The following is a 16,626-nucleotide window of genomic DNA, read 5'->3' on the forward strand; positions in this document are numbered from 1 at the left end:
CATATCCGACATTTCGCATATGCGGCTTTCTGACCGATTCCCCGCACGCGCGGCGGGTGTTGCGGCGGGTTGTGGAGGCAGCGCGGCAAGGGCCGTCGCCGCTAGGGTGGCCAACCGTGAGTGATCGGCAAGCGCGGCGTGATCTCAACCTGCTCGCCGCCGGACTGGCCCTGTCCACCGCCGGCGACGCCGCCGCCCTCGTGGCCCTCCTCCTGCGCCTCCAGCCCCACGGCAGCGCGTGGGTGGCCGGGCTGCTGGCCGCGGAGCTCATCCCGTACGTCGTGCTGGCCCCGCTCACCGGCCGGGTCGTCGACCGCTTCGAGACCCGCGGCGTCCTGCTCATCGCGCTGGCCGGCCAGGCCGTCCTCTGCGTCCCCCTGGCCTTCGCCGAGCCGCTCTGGGCCACCCTCGCGCTCTTCGCCGGCATCATGGCGCTCTCCGCCTTCGTCCGCCCCGCCACCTCCGCCCTGGTGCCGGCGATCACGGGCAAGGAGGAGGCCCAGCGCGGGTACTCCAGGCTGGCCACCGGCACCGGCCTGGGCTGGATCTTCGGCCCGGCCGCGGGTGGCCTGCTCACCGGCGCGTTCGGTCCCACAACGGCGATCCTGGCCGACGCCGCCACCTTCGCGCTGCTGACGCTGGCCTGCTCGGCCGTACGGGCCCGGCGGCACCCCGCCCCCGCCGACCCGGACGGCCCCACAGCGCGCGGCGGCCTGCGCCTGCTCTTCGGCGACCGCCTGCTGCGCACCGCGCTCATCGGCAGCGCCATCGCGATCAGCAGCGGCGTGATCGACAACGTGGCCGCGCCGTTCCGGTTCGTCGACCAGCTGCACGCCGGGGACTCCGGCTACGGCCTGTACCTCACGCTCTGGGGCCTCGGCGCGCTCGTCGGCGCCCAGCTCGTGCCGCGCATCCGGCTCTCCAGCGCGGTGCTGCTGGCCGTGGGGAACCTGCTGTGCGGGCTGGGCATCGCGGCCATCGGGCTCGCCCCGACGCTGGTGCTCGCCTTCGTGGCCTCGACGGCGGGCGGGGTCGGCAACGGGCTCATGAACGTCACCCAGAGCGCGCTGATCAGCGAGCGCACCCCGGCCACCCAGCACGGCCGCGCGTTCGCCGCCTCCGGGGCCGTCATCCAGACCGCGATGGGCGCCGGCACCGCGGTCGCGGCGCCCCTGGTCGCCCTGCTCCGCGCGGACGGCGCGATGCTCACCGCGGGCCTGGTCACCGCCGCATCGTCCCTGGTAGCGCTCTTGATCACGCTAAGAAACCGGCATAACCGATAAATCCGATATGTCGCGGCGCGCCAGCGCCCGACATATCGGATCAGAACATCACACCAGCGTGGGCAGCACCTTCACCGCGTGATCAATCCCGTCGGCGGTCTGATCCATGTGCGTGACCAGGCGAACCAGCCGCCGGCCCAGCACCGAGACCAGAATGCCCTCCGCGCGGGCGGCCGCCGCGAAGGCCGGGCCGTCCACGGAGGCGCCGGAAAGGTCCAGCGGCACGATGTTGGTGCGGATGCGCGCCGGGTCCACCACGCCGTGCGGGGCGAGCGCGACCGCCAGGCGGTGGGCCCGCTCGTGGTCCTCGGCGAGCCGCGGGATGTTGTGGCGCAGCGCGTAGAGGCCGGCGGCGGCCAGGATGCCCGCCTGCCGCATGCCGCCGCCCAGGCGCTTGCGCAGCTTGCGGGCGGCCGCGATGCGCTCCGCGGACCCCACGATCAGCGAGCCGACCGGGGCGCCGAGGCCCTTGGACAGGCAGACCGAGAGGGAGTCGAAGAGCCGGCCGTAGTCGGCCAGCGGCACCCCGTCGGCCACGTGCGCATGCCAGATCCGGGCCCCGTCGCAGTGCAGGTGCACGCCCGCCTCGTCGGCGACGGTGCGCAGGGACCGCAGGGTGGCCAGCGGGATCACGGCACCGCCGAGGCGGTTGTGGGTCTGCTCAAGAGCGACGGCCCGCGTCGGTACCGCCACGAAGCCGTCCGGCCGGATCATCTCCGCCACGGTCGCGGGGTCGAGGTCGGCTGCGGCGGAGGGCCAGGTGCGGGTCGACACGCCGCCCAGGGCCGCGGCCGCGCCGATCTCGTCGGTGACCACGTGCGCGGCCGCGTCGCAGAGCAGCTCCTCGCCGCGCGGGACGGCGAGCTGCAGCGCGATCTGGTTGGCCATGGTGCCGCTCGGGCAGAACAGCGCCGCCTCGTGGCCGAAGAGCTCAGCGACGTGGGCCTGCAGCTCGTGCAGCGTCGGGTCCTCGTCGAACACGTCGTCGCCGACCTCGGCGGCCGCCATCGCCTCCCGCATGGCCGCCGACGGCCGGGTCAGCGTGTCCGAGCGGAAGTCCACGACGACCTCGGCCACACCGTCAGCCACGCAGCATCTCCGCCACCAGGAAGGCCAGCTCGAGCGACTGCTGGGTGTTCAGGCGCGGGTCGCACGCCGTCTCGTACCGGTCCGGCAGGTCGGCGTCGACGATGGCCTGGGCGCCGCCGAGGCACTCGGTGACGTCCTCGCCGGTCAGCTCGACGTGCAGGCCGCCCGGGTGGGTGCCGAGCTCGCGGTGCACCTCGAAGTAGCCGAGGACCTCGTCCACGATCCGGTCGAAGTGCCGGGTCTTGTACCCGTTGGAGGACTCGTGGGTGTTCCCGTGCATCGGGTCGCACTGCCAGACCACCCGGCACCCGGCCGCGGTGACCTTCTCCACGATCGGGGGCAGGGCGTCGCGGACCTTGGTGCTGCCCATCCGCGAGACGAACGTCAGGCGGCCCGGGATGTTCTCCGGGTTGAGCTTCTCGAACAGCTCGATCGCCTGCTCCGGCGAGGTGCTCGGGCCCAGCTTGACGCCGATCGGGTTGGCCACCCGGGACAGGAAGTCCACGTGCGCGCCGTCGATCTGGCGGGTCCGCTCCCCGATCCACAGGAAGTGCCCGGACAGCCCGTACGGCCGGTCGCCCGCGATGCGCACCAGCGGCCGCTCGTACTCCAGCGCGAGGGCCTCGTGGGAGCAGTACAGCGTGACGGTCCGCAGCGCCTGGTCGTCGTTGACGCCGCAGGCCTGCATGAAGCGCAGGGCCCGGTCGATCTCGCGGGCGATGGCCTCGTAGCGCTGACCGGCCGGCGAGGTCACGACGAAGCCCTTGTTCCAGTCGTGTACCGCATGCAGGTCGGCCATCCCGCCGCCGAGGTACGCGCGCAGCATGTTCATGGCGCTGGACGAGTTGGCGTAGGCCCGGACCATGCGCTGCGGGTCGGCCACGCGCGCCTCGGGGTCCTTGTCCAGCGAGTTGATCATGTCGCCGCGGTAGGCCGGCAGCCCGAGCGAGTCCAGGGCGGCCGAGCGCGGCTTGGTGAACTGGCCGGCCACCCGGCCGATCTTGATCACCGGCAGCGAGGCGCCGTAGGTCAGCACGATGGCCATCTGCAGCAGGGTGCGGGCGTTGCCCAGCACGTGCGCCTCGGTGTTGTCGGCGAACGTCTCGGCGCAGTCACCGCCCTGCAGCATGAAGGCCTTGCCGTCGGCGACGAGGGCGAGGCGCTCGCGGAGCTGGTCGACCTCGTACGGCGCGACGATCGGCGGCACGGACGACAGCAGGTTGGCGACCTCGTCGACCGCGGCCTGGTCCGGCCACGGCGGCGTCTGCGCCCGGGGCATGGTCCGCCACCGGTCGAGGCCGAACACGTCGTCGTCGGAGTTGCCCGGGACGGCGACGCGGGAGATCTCCGGGCCGGGGTACGTGAAGTGATGCCACTCCTGGCGCATGGGCAAAGCGTACCGAGACGGATCGGCGGGCGGCCCTCGCCACCCGCCGATCCCGCAAGCTGGACCCCGTTGCGGCGGAAGCGCTACATGTTGATCATGTGGCCGGCGAGCCCGTGGATGGCCTCCTTGACCGCCTCGCCCAGCGTCGGGTGGGCGTGCACGTTGCGCGCGACCTCGTGCACGGTGAGGTCCCACTGCTGGGCCAGGGTCAGCTCGGGCAGCAGCTCGGTGACCTCGGGGCCGATCAGGTGGGCGCCGAGCAGCTCGCCGTACTTCCCGTCGCTGATGATCTTCACGAAGCCGGTCGGGTCGCCCAGGCCGTGCGCCTTGCCGTTCGCCGTGAACGGGAACTTCGACACCTTGACGTCGAAGCCCTGCTCGCGGGCCTGCGCCTCGGTCCAGCCGAAGCTGGCGACCTGCGGCTGGCAGTACGTCGCCCGCGGGATCATGACGTAGTCGAGCTCCATGGTCTCGGCGCCGGCGATCGTCTCGGCGGCCACGATCCCCATCGACTCGGCCGCGTGGGCCAGCATGAGCTTCGCGGTCACGTCGCCGATGGCGAAGATGTGCGGGACGTTCGTGCGCAGGCGCCCGTCGACGGCGATCGCGCCCCGCTCCGTCAGCCGCACGCCCGTCTTCTCCAGGCCGTAGCCCTCGACCCGCGGTACGAAACCGATGGCTTGCAGCAGTTTGTCCGCTTCGAGGGTCTGCGTCTTGCCGCCGGAGGACACCGTCACGGCCACGCCCTTGCCGGACTCCTCGACCGTCTCCACCTTCGTCGAGGTCAGCACCGAGATGCCGAGCCGCTTGTACCGCTTGAAGAGCTCGGCCGACACCTCCGCGTCCTCGAGCGGCACCATCCGGTCCAGGAACTCGACGATGGTGACCTTCACGCCGTAGTTGTGCAGCACGTACGCGAACTCGACGCCGATGGCCCCGGCGCCCGCGATGATGATCGACTCGGGCAGGTCCTCGGTGAGGATCTGCTCCTCGTAGGTCACCACGCGCTCGGAGAGCTTGGTGCCGGGCAGCAGGCGGGTCGTCGCGCCGGTGGCGATGATGCAGTTGGCGAACGTGATGGTCTCGTCGCCGACCTGCAGCGTGTGGTCGTCGAGGAACGTGCCCCGGGTCTCGTACTGCCGGATCTCGTTCTTCTTCATCAGGTAGTGCACGCCCTTGACGCGCCCGTCGGCCACCTTGCGGCTGCGCTGGAACGCCGCGCCGTAGTCGAACGTGACCTCGCCCGAGATGCCGAACGTCTTCGCCTCGTGGTTGAAGATGTGCGCGAGCTCGGCGTTGCGCAGCAGCGCCTTGGAGGGGATGCAGCCCACGTTGAGGCAGACGCCGCCCCAGTACTTGTCCTCGACGATGGCGGTGCGCAGGCCGAGCTGCGCGGACCGGACGGCGGCGGTGTACCCGCCCGGGCCGGCGCCCAGGACGACGACGTCGAAGTGCTCAGTCATAGCCAGTCCTTGCGTTTGAAGGTGACGTACAGCACCACGGACAGCGTCACGATGAGCACCGCCGAGATGATGAACCCCGACAGCTTCTCAGAACCCGGGTACGGCACATTCTGCCCGTAGTAACCAGTAACGGCGGTGGGCACCGCGATGATGGCCGCCCAGCTCGTGACCTTTTTCATGATGGTGTTCTGCCGGTTGCCCTGCACCGCCAGGTTGGACTCCAGAATGGTGGCCGTGAAATCGCGCAGGTTCTCGGTGAATTCCGTCACGCGGATCACGTGGTCGTAGAGATCCTGGTAGTACGGCACCATCTCCTCGTCCACGAGGTGCTCGCGGGAGTGCATGATGGCGCCGACCAGCTCGCGCATCGGCATGATGACCTTGCGCATCCGGCCCAGCGTCTTGCGCAGCCGGAAGCTCCGCTGCTGCACCTCGCGGATCGCACCGGGGCTCTCCTCGAAGAGGCGGTCCTCCAGGCCCTCCAGCTCCTCGTCGAGCTGCTGCACGGCGTCGAACTGCCCGTCGACGATGACGTCGAGCAGGCCGTGGGCCAGCCACGGCACGCCCTGGCGGGCCATCTCGGCGGTCGCGTCCCAGCGCTCGACGACCGCGTCCATGTCGAACTTCGCGCCGTGCGCGGTGATCAGCGCCCGGTCGGTGAGGAACGCCGAGACCTCGTGCAGCTCCGCACTGCCGTCGCCGTCGCCGCCGTTGAACCGGACCGAGTAGGCGTTGAAGAACATGTGCTGCGGATAGTGCAGCAGCTTGGGCCGCTCGTGCGGCGAGGAGGCGTCCTCGATGGCCAGCTGGTGCAGCCCGAACTCCTCCTGCACCCGGTCGTAGTCGGCCTGCTCGGGGTCGGTCAGGTCGAGCCACACGACCGCCGCGGAGTCCTTGAGGTGCTCGGAGATATCGTCGAGCGGGAAGTCCTCGGCTTCCAGCTTCCCGTCCCGGTAGAGCCGCGTGCGCGCCATAGGCTCATCAAAGCAGAAGGAGGCCCCGGTGGCCGGTTTCGCGGAGGCGACCGCCGTCGAGGAGGGCGAGGCCCTGCTCGATCCACAGTGGACCGTGGGCGGCCGGCCGAACGGCGGCTACCTGCTCGCCCTGCTGGCCCGGGCCGCGGTGACGGCCGCGCACCCGCATCCGCTGAGCGCGAGCGCGGTGTACCTGTCGCCGCCGGAACCCGGCCCCGCCTCGGTCGCGGTGGAGACGCTGCGCGAGGGGCGCTCGGTCAGCCAGGCCCGGGTCCGGCTCACGCAGAAGGACAGGACCTGCGTCGAGGCGCTGTTCACGCTGGGCGACCTGGCCGCGGCCGGGGAGCCGCGGTTCACCGCCGCCGAGCCGCCCGCGGTGGCGGACCGGGAGACGCTCGCCCGCACGCCGGTCGAGCCGCCGGGCGCCGGGGTGCGGATCACCATGCTGGAGATGGTCGACCAGCGCATCGACTTCGCCGGACCGGGCGACCTGCGGGGCTGGCTGAGCTTCGACGACGGTGCCCCGTTCGACGCCTTCTCGCTCCTGTACGCCGTGGACGCCTTCCCGCCCGCCTCGTTCACGCTCGGCGGCAGCGGCTGGACGCCGACCCTGGAGCTGACGGCCTACGTGCGCGGGCTCCCGGCGCCGGGGCCGCTGCGCGTGCGCCAGTACGCCCGGATGGTCACCGACGGCCAGCTCGACCAGGTCTGCGAGGTCTGGGACTCCACCGGCCGCCCGGTCGCCCAGGCCACCCAGCTGGCGATCTATCGCCGGCCTAGCTGAGGACCGCGTACGCGCCGCGCTTGGCCTCGTACATCGCGATGTCGGCGCGGTGCAGGACCACGCGGCTCTCCTCGCCGGCCGCGAAGCGGGTGCCGCCGACGCTCGCCCGGGCCTGCACCAGCGTGCCGTCGAGGACGGAGATCGGGGCGGCGAAGGCCGACTCGACCCGCTCGGCCAGCTCCGGCACCCCGGTGGCGCCCAGGGTGCCGTGGGTGAGCACGACGAACTCGTCGCCGCCGAGGCGGGCGACCACGTCGCCGGCCCGGATGCAGCCGCCGAGCCGGCCGGCCACCGCGGCCAGCAGCTCGTCGCCGGCGGCGTGGCCGAGCGAGTCGTTGACCGCCTTGAAGCCGTCGAGGTCGATGAACAGCACCGCGCCCTCGCCGGTCTCGATGGCCGACTCCAGCGCGGCCAGGAACGCCCGCCGGTTGGACAGCCCGGTGAGCGGGTCGACGTGCGCGAGGCGCCAGTTGGTCTCCAGCAGCTCGCAGGTGCGCAGCACGGTCGCGGCCTGGTCGGCCACGCCCACCATCCGCCCCGCGATCTTGCGGGCCTGGGCGGTGTCGCGCGGGTTGTCGTAGGCGGCGACCAGGATGCCGTACGGGTGCCCGGGCAGCGCGATGTCCACCACGACCATCATCTGGTGGCCGAACGCCTCGAGCAGCCCGGCGATGTACGGGTCGGCGCTGTCGCGGTCGTAGACGCGCGCCTCGCCGGTGCCGGCCTGGAACCGCTCGAACAGGTCGGTGTCCGCGCGGGAGATCGCCAGCCGGCGGGCCCGGCGCTGCCGCTCGTCGCCGCCGCCCGCGGTGGCCGCCACGCGCAGGTGGCCGTCGCTGTGCAGCAGCACGGTGGCGCTGTCCGCGGCCATCACCGAGCGCACGGCGTCGGCGGTGACCCCGGCGACCTCGTCCGCCGTGCGGGCCGTGGTGAGCCGGCGGGCCAGGTCGAGCAGGCTCTCGGCGAGGCGCCGCCGCTCGGCCGCGCTCTCCAGGGCCGACAGCGCGTCGAGCGTGACGGCGGCCAGGTTGGCGTAGGCGTCGAGCATGCGCCGCTCGGCGTCGAAGAAGTCCCGGCAGAACGCGACGAGGTACCCGTAGTAGCGGTTCGGCGAGGCGATGTCGACCACGAGCGTGCCGGCGAAGCTGGTCGGCGGGGCCGCGGACAGCACCTCGATCTCGGAGTCGCTCAGGCCGTAGCCGTGCACCTGCCGCGGCGCGTCCGGGGCCGGGCTGGCCACGAGCAGGAAGGCCTCGGCGTTGACCGCGTAGCCGGCCCGGTCGGCCACGATGGCCAGGGCCCGCTCGGGCTGCTCGGCCGCGACGAGCTCGGCGACCGTGCGCTGCAGCAGCTCGATGCGCCCGGCCAGCATGTCGCCGGAGGCGTCGTCGGCCCGCGCGCCCGCGCGGTTGCGCCGGAACCAGCGCCGCTGCCGCCAGCGCACGGTGTAGACGCAGGCCTCGGCCCCGCGGACCTGGCACTGCTCGTGGTCCACGGTCGCGGCCGGGCGGCCGAACAGCGCCGGCAGCTGGGTCAGCAGGCCGCGGGTGTAGTCGCAGTCGTACTGCGAGGGGCGGTAGCCGGGGCGCAGGCGGTACTCCACCGTCGCCTGGTTGCGCGCGACCGACAGCGTGGACATGTCGGCCGCGTTGTTGAACTTGGCGCTCGTCGCCGCGATCACGCGCAGGAGCTGGGACGGGCCGCCGAGCAACAGCAGCCCCAGGCGCAGCGGGTGGTTCACCGAGTACGACAGGATCGACTGCCCCACGTGCAGCCCGATCCCCTCGTCGCCCAGCACCTTGGCCGCCGCGTCGAAGACGTTGATCTTCGTCTGGTACGACCACCAGCGGCGCGGATCGTCGTAGGCCTCGGCCGGCTCGGTCTCCCCGGCCAGCTGCAGCGCGAGCCGAACCGCGCCGTCGCCACCCCGGGCGCGAACGTACCGAAGGATCGCGCGCAGGGTGACGCCCGCCGTTTCCCGCATCGTTGTCTCCATGGCGCCCTCCGAGTCCGGACATCGGCCCGCCGGGACGCGGCCTGAGGGGAAACCGGCCGCGGCGGGGTAAGCATGACCACATGGAACCGCTCATCATCGTCGACGGCGCCAACGTGGTCGGGTCGGTGCCCGACGGCTGGTGGCGCGACCGGGCGGGCGCGGCGGCCCGGTTGCGCGACGCGCTCGCCGGGCGGGACACGGCCGCGCTCCCCGGTGACATCACGCTCGTGGTGGAGGGCGCGGCCCGCGGGGTGGCGTCGATCGACGGGGTGCCCGTCGAGGCGGCGCCGCAATCCGGCGACGACCACATTGTGGCGCTCGTGCGCGACAATGTGTCACATCGGTCAGTGGTGGTCGTCACGTCCGATCGCGGACTGCGCGAGCGAGTGATCGAACTCGGGGCGAGTATTGTCAGCCCCGGGCAGCTGCGCGCCACGATCTCATATGGTGGACATCGCGACTCTACCTAGCCGATAGGATTTACGGGAGCCTTCACCACTGCATGCATGGGTAGTGATACGAAATCCTATAGCGATCTTCCACTATGTGGGAATCCGTTGACCGCGACCGGCGGCTCACCCAAAGTTATCGGGGTACCGGTGTCATGAATTGCCGGTGAATACCGCGCCAAAACGTCTGACGAATTAGTGTCGATCTATTCTGTGCGGCACGTAACACGACTGTCGCATCATGTGACGTAGCTGGTAAGGTCGGTGCCATGTGCCCTGAGGTGCAGATCGATCCGATGTGGATATCCCGCCGCGAGCACCATTTCGACGGCCTTTGTCGAGTGACACCCGGTTGATATCGGCGTTCATTCAGAAGGTTTTCGAGAGGATTACCAATGGCCGTTTCGGTCGTGGGCGCACCTGAGGTCGCGCCCGCCGTGGTCACCATCACCGTCCACATCACGCTCAACGGCGACGAGCTCCCACCGGAGGCCTCCCGCCTGCTGAGCGATCTCGAGGCCCTCGCCGCCAGCCAGGCGAGCCACCAGATCCAGCGCCCGGCGCCGCTGCCGCGCACGCCCTCCGCCGCCCCCTCCCCCGCGCGCAACCTGCGCCTGGTGGAGCAGCCGGCCGAGCCGGTGGCCGTCGCGGCCGAGATCGTCGAGGCCGACACCAGGGTCCGCCGCATCGGCCGGGCCACCCCCGACGCGCCCTCCCTCTACCTGTGCACCGGCTCGCGCCTGGTCCTGCAGGACGGCGCCCCGGTGCCGCTGACCCGCCGCGAGTACGACCTGTTCCTCTTCCTGTGCGAGCACCCCCGCCGCGTGTTCAGCCGCGCGCAGCTGCTGCGCCAGGTGTGGGGCTACGACATGGTGGGCACCGAGCGCACCGTGGACGTCCACGTCCGCCGGCTGCGCGTGAAGCTCGGCGACGCCGCTCGGATCATCGCCACCGTCCGCGGGGTCGGCTATCGTCTCGACGATGACGCCGCCGTCCAGGTCGTGGTCCGGGAAGACTGACGTCGCAACCGCCGCCGGAGTCCTGCTGCTGCTGGACCTCCTGCGGGTGTGGCTCCCGTCGATCATCACGATCTTCGGGCAGGCGGCCTCGACCCCGGCCGAACTCATGGGCGCCTTCGCGCTCGCGTGGTTCGTCGCCGGCGTCGCGGCCGCACCGCTGGCGAACCGCCTCGGCCCCCGCCGCCTCGCGCTCGCCGCCGGGGCGCTGCTCGTCCTGGCCCGGCTCGCGCTGATCTTCGTCCGTGGCGGCCAGCCGCAGCTCTACGTCGCCTCGCTCGGCCTGCTCGCCGGCCTGGCCTTCCTCGCCGCCACCGCGACCGGCGGCGCCTCCGTCGCCACCGGCGTCCCGGCCGGGCTCGCCGCGGCCGCCCTCGAACACGCCGCCCTCGGTACCGTCGACGCGACCTGGCGGGCCTGGTGGATCGCCGTCCCGCTCACGGTCGTCGCGGGCGCCGCGCTGCTCTGGGGAGCCACCGGGCATCAGGGCGGGCGGGGTGACCGGTCCGCGCCCGGCGGCTGGTTCCTCGTGGGCCCGGTCATGCTCCTCACCGGCATGTACGCCCTGTCCCCCGCCGTCGCCGCCACCGCCGCCTCGTACGGCGCGCACGGGTTCGCCTCGACGCCGCCGGCCGCGCTGCCGCCGCTGGCCATCGGGCTGGCCGTGCTCGCGTTCCTGGCCGCCGCGTTCGCGCCCCGGGTGCCCTCCGGCCGCGCCGCCCGCGTGGTCGCCGCGGTGCTCGTGATCGCCTCGGCCGCCTGCTTCGCGTTCGAGTTCGGCGCGCCCGGGCCGCTGTGGCTCGCGCTGCTGCTCGGCGCGCCCGGGCTCGGCCTGGCCCTGCGGCTGGCGGGCGGGCGGTCCGCGCGGCGGGCGGGGTACGCCGCCACCCTGGGCATGCTGGTGTTCGCGGTCGCGGCGATCGCGTACTACGCCGCCTACGACATCGGCTACCCGAACCAGTGGGTGCCGGTCGCGGTCGCGCTGGTCCCGGCCGGGTTCCTGCTGTTCGCGGCCGGGCCGGCGACCGTCCGGCTGCCGCGGCGCACGTGGGTCGCGGCCGCCGCGGTGTGCCTGGTGCTGCCGCTGGCCGGGCTCTGGGTGCCGCCCCCGGCGCGGGACGGCGGGGTGGCGGGATCGATCAGGATCGTGGCGTACAACATCCGCATGGGCTTCGGTCTTGACGGGACCTTCCGTCCCGCGGACGCGGCCGCCGCGATCGCCGCGAGCCGCCCCGACATCGTCCTGCTCTCCGAGGTCGACCGGGCCTGGCTGCTCAACGGCGGCCACGACGACCTGGCGGTGCTCGCCCGCGAACTGGGAATGCGCTACTGGTTCGGGCCCGCCGCCGACGCCGTGTGGGGCGACGCGATCCTGACCCGCCTGCCCGTCGGCGCGGTCGAGTCCCGGCCGCTCACCGCCGCCGGCGCCCCCACCGGCGCGCAGGCCCTCGGCGCGATCGTCACCGTGGGCGGGCGCGAGATCGCCGTGGTGGCCACCCACATCCAGCCGCCGCCGGACGCCGAGCCGCTGGTGCAGGCGCGCGAGATCGCCGAGTTCGCCACCCGGTTCGGGCGCGGGCGGCCCACGTTCATCGCCGGGGACCTCAACATCAAGCCGGGCAGCGCGCCGTTCGCCGTGCTGACCGGCGCCGGGTACACCGACGCCTTCGCCGCGCTGCGCCCGCTGCCCACGTTCCCGGCCGACGCGCCGGTGGAGGAGATCGACCACGTGCTCGTACGCGGCCTGACCTGCACCGGCGTGACCGTCGGGCGGGCGGTGACATCCGACCACGCCCCCGTCGCGGCCACGCTCGCTTTGTGAAAAATGCACCTCATCCGGCGACCCCGTGATTGATCCGCGGCGCTATTGGGCATCCCGGATACAAGAGAGAAAGGGGCAGCGATGAGCGTGACACATGCGAACGGAAGCGTTACCGAGACCCGCAAGGACTTCGGCACCGCCGTGACCGACCTGTCCACGAAGGCCAAGGAAGGCGCGGCCGAGCTGGCCACGCAGACCAAGGAAGTGGCGCAGCGCCGTCCCGTTCCGCTGGTGGCCGCCGCCGCAGCCGGGCTCACCGCCGTCGTCGTGGCAGTGGTGGCCGTCGTCCGCAACCGCAAGGCGCATCAGACGCCGAAGCAGCGGGCGATGAGGGCGTTGCGACGCACCAGTAAGAGCGTGCAGAAACGGGTCAAGCGGTAACCTCCTCTCCCCACAGGGCCGCGGCCCCGCACCTATCCGACAGGTGCGGGGCCGCGGCTTGTTCAGGCCGCTGTGTTCAGGCCGCTGTGTTCAGGCCACTGTGGACAGATGTGCCAGCATCGCCTGGTTGGCCTCCCAGCCGTCGGGGAAGCGCACCGGCACGTTGAGGTGCACGGGCTCGGCCGACGGGTGGGTGTCGAGCAGCTCGGCGATGCCGGCCCGGGCCACCACGATGCACGCGTGGCGGTGCCGGGACGCGAGCACGCAGAGCCGCCCCGCCTCCAGGTGGAACGCGCTCGCGTCGCGCCGGCCCGAGAGCGGGTGCAGGATCACGGTCACGTCGTACTCCCGGCCCTGCAGCCGGTTCGCCGTGTCCACGGTCACGTCGGCGGCGACGGTGTCGGCCAGGGCCAGCCGGATCGCGGCGACCTGGTCGCGGTGGGCGGCGCCGACGGCGACCCGGTCCGCGGTGACCGGGCGGCCCTCGGGGGCGTGCTCGGAGTACGCGACGGGCCCTCGTCGTAACAGACTCACGACCAGGTCGGCGATGGCGGCGACGGCCTCGCGGTCGGTGCGCACGGTGTGCCGGGCCGGCAGCTCGTGCAGCGCCCAGCCGGTGCGCCGGGCCGTCTCCAGCGAGGTCTCGATGTGCGGGTTCCCGCCGATGGCCCGCACCGAGAACTCCAGGCTGCGGTCGTTGGGCTTGGTGCCCGCCTGGAACGGGGTGAACGGGTAGAACGCGGCCGAGACGACGTCGGCGGCCGACGGGGGCAGCCGCCACGAGACGGGCAGGCGGTGCACGGGCAGGTCCGGGTTGTGCCGCAGCAGCACGGCGACCGCGCTCTGCATCGGGTCCCAGGACAGCCCGGCCCAGCGCTCGACGGCGACGACGGAGAACGGGTCGAGCTGGCCGGGGTCGCCGACGAACAGTCCCCTCGAGAACCGGCCCGCTACGCGCAGGAGCATGTCGGAGCGCATCTGGTACGCCTCGTCGACGATCGCCCGCTCCCAGGTGCCCTCGGTGACGGTGGCCCACTTGGCGGCGGTACCGATGACGACGGCACTGGTCTGCACGTCGGCGACGGCGCCGCTGACGGTCACCGAGCCGTGCTTGGCCACCCGCTGGGCCGGCACGTACGTGGACGCCGACAGCCGCCCGATCTCGATCTGCGGCGCGGCGCTCGCGAGCCGGTCGATGAGGTCGTCCACCTGCTCGTTGGTCTGGGCCACGACCATCAGCCGCTCCCCCGCCTCGGCCATGGTGCGGGCCGCGCGGACCACCAGGGTGGACTTGCCGGCGCCCGGCGGGGAGTCGACGACCACGCCCCGCCCGACCGCCTGGCCGAAATCCGTGAGGATCTCGTCGATGATGGTCACGACCAGTCCTCCGCCGCGTCGGTGTCGGTGGGCTGGTAGTCCGGCGGCGGCCCGCCGTGCGTCCAGGGGGTCTCGTCACGGGTCGGGAACCGGCCCGGCGGCTGGTAGGCGTCGCTGACCGGGCCGTACGTGACGACCTCGCCGACCTCGGGCACCGAGCCGGGCGCGGCCTGCTTGGTCGAGCGGCCCATGCCCTTGGACAGCTCCAGCACGACGTCCACCGAGGACACCGAGACCACCATGGCCTGCTGGGAGAGGCGCGCGGGCGAGACGAGCAGCGCGCCGGGCTCGAGCCGGACCGGGTCCTCGGTCTGCACGGTGATGTGCGGGCGCAGGGCCGCCTTCTTGCCCGACGTGTCGACGCGGTTGGGCGAGGCCGACACCACGGTGCCGGTGAACGCCTCGCCGGCCAGCCGGAACTCGGCCATGACGAGCGGGTCGTCGAGGGCGCGCTGGGCCTCGTACCGGGCCTGCTCGCGCTCCAGGCGGTCGAGCCGTCCGGCCGCGGCGACCGCGCTGTCGCGCCGGGGCTGTGGAAGGGCGGTGCCTTCGGCGAGGGACATGTGGTACACCGTGAAGGCATCGCGATCGATGCCCCAGCGCGCCTCGACGGATGCGCCGGCCGGCCGGGCCCGCAGCAGCTCGACCGCGCGCCACATCAGGCCCCAGGTCGGCTCCAGCTGCTCCTGCAGGGCCCCGCCGAGCGCGGCCTCGGCCCGGCTCTGGGCCTGCGGATCGGCGCCCCGGGCGTAGGCGGCCAGGGCCGGGGCCAGGATCTCGTTGTCGAACGTCGGGTCGGTGCTCGGCCCGGCCGGCGGCCAGCGCAGCGGGTCCTCGGCGAGCTCGGCGGCGGCCGCCCCGTCCAGCCCGGCCGGCGGGTCGATCCAGCCCAGCAGCGCGGCGAGGTTGGCGTCCTCCAGGCCGCTCTGGCCGGTGGCCCAGTGCTCGCCGAGCACCTCGGTCAGGGCCAGCAGCATCGCGGAGCCCGGGTGGTCGGCCCGCTCGCGCAGGAACGTGAGCCACTGACCGAGCAGCGGAACGCTCCGGTGTACCGGATGTGGCCCGTACGTCCGCCGGAAGCGCGTCGAGCGGCCGAGCAGCCGGATGAACTCCACGCCGCCGCGGTTGGGCACGAGCACCTGCGGCGCCTCGGCGTAGCGCAGCTTCGCGGTGTGCCCGGTGTCGACGGCGCGGGAGCAGCCCTCGACGTACGCGAGCACGATCTTGGCCAGCTGGGCGACGAACTGGAAGCGCTGGGTGCGGTCGCGCGGGTTGGCCACCACGAGCAGGCGGCCGGCGCGCGGGTCGGTGCCGACCATGGCGGCGAGGGGCGCGGCGGCCTCACCGGCGAGCGCCAGGGGTACGAGCACCAGCGGCCGCTCGGCGACGTGCGTGTGCCGGACCGTGGTCAGCAGCTGCGCCCGCCCGGACTCGACCGCCTCGGCCCGGGCAAGCGCGGTCAGGACGCTCACGCAGCTCCCTGCAGGCACTCGCGCCGGAGTCGGTTGGCCACCCGCAGCAGGGCGGCGATCTCCTCCTGGCCGGCGCCCGGGGTGAGCGTGCCGCGGGCCAGGCCGAGCACGGTCGAGACGCTCTCCACGCCGCCGAGGTCGTCGCGGACGGAGCGGCCCAGCGCCGTGGTGGAGCCGGCCGACTCGTCGCGGCAGAAGAAGGCCATCTCGCAGGAGCCGAGGCAGTCCGGGCTGTACCGCGCGTCGATCTCGCTGACCGCCTTGCGCAGCTCGTCCGGGGGCCGGGTGGCGTTCTGGTCGGTGTCGTAGGCGAGGTCGAAGGACAGCCCGGCCGGCAGCGCGTCGAGGATCTTGTCGAGCCGGGTGAGCCGGCTCAGCTGCCGCTGCAGCACGGTGAGCTGCTTGCGCACGTCGACCAGGGTGGCCGTCGGCCGGTTGGCGAAGTTCTCCGGGCAGACCAGCACCACGTCGTGCGACACGCTCTCCGGCGGGTACCCCAGCTCGCCGAGCAGCTCGCGCATGGCCAGCACGTAGACCGCCGACTGCTTGGCCGCGGCGGCCGCCTTGCCCGGGTCGGCCTGCCCGTCGATGACCGCGAAGGACTTGATCTCGACCACGTGGAAGCGGCCGCCGACCCGGAAGGCGATGAGGTCCGGCTCCAGGTAGGCGTAGTAGCCCGCGATGTCCAGGCGCAGCATCGGGTGGTCGAACAGGGTGCCGGCGTCGTCGCGCTCGGCCGCGGCCCGGGCCAGCAGACTGCGGGTGCGGGCGTAGCGCACCTCGCGGCTGGCGTTGCCGCCCACGTTGGACAGGTCGTCGTAGGCCACCTCGGGGATGGCCAGCCCGAGCCGCTCGCGCAGCAGCTGCAGCAGCTCGGCCGCGCCGTCGGCCTTGACCTGGGCCTCGAACGCGTTGCCGCGGGCGATCGCGAAGCGGGACTGGCCGAAGGCGGCGGGGAAGCCCAGCTGCCCGGCGACCGCGCCCTTGTTCACCCCGGCCGCGTCCATCAGCCCCCGCCGGCCGCAGCCGGGATTGGTGGTGAGCGCGGCGATGGTGCGCGCGTTGTGGTTGCGCGGCGCCACGGTGCCGCGGATGCGGTCCAGCCGGTCTACCAGTGCGTCCATGGGGATCTC

14 protein-coding genes are annotated in these 16,626 nt (G+C 72.9%); 6 read left to right on the plus strand and 8 right to left on the minus strand.

The features are described 5' to 3' along the window. The first annotated feature begins 116 nt into the window (after positions 1–116). Positions 117–1,283 (plus strand): MFS transporter, encoded by a 1,167-nt coding sequence (locus ACQPZ4_RS42625; RefSeq protein WP_433049601.1) that lies wholly within the window; start codon positions 117–119, stop codon positions 1,281–1,283. 48 nt (positions 1,284–1,331) lie between these two features. Here the strand turns inward: ACQPZ4_RS42625 and ACQPZ4_RS42630 are convergent, their stop codons facing one another. From ACQPZ4_RS42630 to ACQPZ4_RS42645, 4 genes are all read right to left on the minus strand, one after another. Next, on the minus strand, positions 1,332–2,360 hold the full coding sequence (locus ACQPZ4_RS42630) for a threonine aldolase family protein (protein WP_433066923.1): 1,029 nt from the start codon (positions 2,358–2,360) through the stop codon (positions 1,332–1,334). Positions 2,361–2,364: 4 nt separating this feature from the next. Next, positions 2,365–3,759 (minus strand): class II 3-deoxy-7-phosphoheptulonate synthase, encoded by a 1,395-nt coding sequence (locus ACQPZ4_RS42635; protein ID WP_433049604.1) that lies wholly within the window; start codon positions 3,757–3,759, stop codon positions 2,365–2,367. An 83-nt stretch (positions 3,760–3,842) separates the two neighbouring features. Continuing rightward, positions 3,843–5,222: a dihydrolipoyl dehydrogenase gene (lpdA, locus tag ACQPZ4_RS42640; RefSeq protein ID WP_433049607.1), complete on the minus strand. Its 1,380-nt coding sequence runs from the start codon at positions 5,220–5,222 to the stop codon at positions 3,843–3,845. Next, the gene (locus tag ACQPZ4_RS42645; protein WP_433049610.1) at positions 5,219–6,196 is read right to left on the minus strand and encodes a magnesium transporter CorA family protein; all 978 of its coding nucleotides are present in this window, start codon (positions 6,194–6,196) and stop codon (positions 5,219–5,221) included. The genes lpdA and ACQPZ4_RS42645 overlap by 4 nt, the downstream gene beginning before the upstream one ends. Before the next feature lie 28 nt (positions 6,197–6,224). On the opposite strand from ACQPZ4_RS42645, the gene ACQPZ4_RS42650 reads away from it, so the two are divergent. After that, positions 6,225–6,980, plus strand: a complete 756-nt coding sequence (locus ACQPZ4_RS42650; RefSeq protein WP_433049613.1) for a thioesterase family protein — start codon at positions 6,225–6,227, stop codon at positions 6,978–6,980. Here ACQPZ4_RS42650 and ACQPZ4_RS42655 read toward each other — a convergent pair. Then, positions 6,973–8,964 (minus strand): diguanylate cyclase domain-containing protein, encoded by a 1,992-nt coding sequence (locus tag ACQPZ4_RS42655; RefSeq protein WP_433049616.1) that lies wholly within the window; start codon positions 8,962–8,964, stop codon positions 6,973–6,975. The two genes, ACQPZ4_RS42650 and ACQPZ4_RS42655, sit on opposite strands and share 8 nt — an antisense overlap. A gap of 92 nt (positions 8,965–9,056) precedes the next feature. Between ACQPZ4_RS42655 and ACQPZ4_RS42660 the strand changes: the two genes are divergently transcribed. From ACQPZ4_RS42660 to ACQPZ4_RS42675, 4 genes are all read left to right on the plus strand, one after another. Then, complete coding sequence (locus tag ACQPZ4_RS42660; protein ID WP_433049619.1) at positions 9,057–9,446, plus strand: hypothetical protein; 390 nt, start codon at positions 9,057–9,059, stop codon at positions 9,444–9,446. A gap of 374 nt (positions 9,447–9,820) precedes the next feature. Beyond that, complete coding sequence (locus ACQPZ4_RS42665; protein WP_433049622.1) at positions 9,821–10,444, plus strand: winged helix-turn-helix domain-containing protein; 624 nt, start codon at positions 9,821–9,823, stop codon at positions 10,442–10,444. Further along, on the plus strand, positions 10,407–12,263 hold the full coding sequence (locus ACQPZ4_RS42670; protein ID WP_433049625.1) for an endonuclease/exonuclease/phosphatase family protein: 1,857 nt from the start codon (positions 10,407–10,409) through the stop codon (positions 12,261–12,263). The genes ACQPZ4_RS42665 and ACQPZ4_RS42670 overlap by 38 nt, the downstream gene beginning before the upstream one ends. An 81-nt stretch (positions 12,264–12,344) precedes the next feature. Further along, positions 12,345–12,644, plus strand: a complete 300-nt coding sequence (locus ACQPZ4_RS42675; RefSeq protein ID WP_433049628.1) for a hypothetical protein — start codon at positions 12,345–12,347, stop codon at positions 12,642–12,644. A 90-nt stretch (positions 12,645–12,734) separates the two neighbouring features. On the opposite strand, the gene ACQPZ4_RS42680 is transcribed toward ACQPZ4_RS42675, so the two are convergent. From ACQPZ4_RS42680 to ACQPZ4_RS42690, 3 genes are read right to left on the minus strand one after another with little or no spacing between them, the layout of a single operon-like run. Beyond that, positions 12,735–14,021: an AAA domain-containing protein gene (locus ACQPZ4_RS42680; protein WP_433049631.1), complete on the minus strand. Its 1,287-nt coding sequence runs from the start codon at positions 14,019–14,021 to the stop codon at positions 12,735–12,737. After that, a complete protein-coding gene (locus ACQPZ4_RS42685) occupies positions 14,018–15,493 on the minus strand; it encodes a hypothetical protein (protein ID WP_433049634.1) in 1,476 nt (491 codons plus the stop codon). Before ACQPZ4_RS42685 ends, ACQPZ4_RS42680 begins: the two co-directional genes overlap by 4 nt. Continuing rightward, complete coding sequence (locus ACQPZ4_RS42690) at positions 15,490–16,617, minus strand: hypothetical protein (RefSeq protein WP_433049637.1); 1,128 nt, start codon at positions 16,615–16,617, stop codon at positions 15,490–15,492. Before ACQPZ4_RS42690 ends, ACQPZ4_RS42685 begins: the two co-directional genes overlap by 4 nt. Positions 16,618–16,626 lie beyond the last annotated feature (9 nt).

The organism is Dactylosporangium sp. CS-033363 (genome assembly GCF_050942475.1).
In the GTDB taxonomy this organism is placed as follows: domain Bacteria; phylum Actinomycetota; class Actinomycetes; order Mycobacteriales; family Micromonosporaceae; genus Dactylosporangium.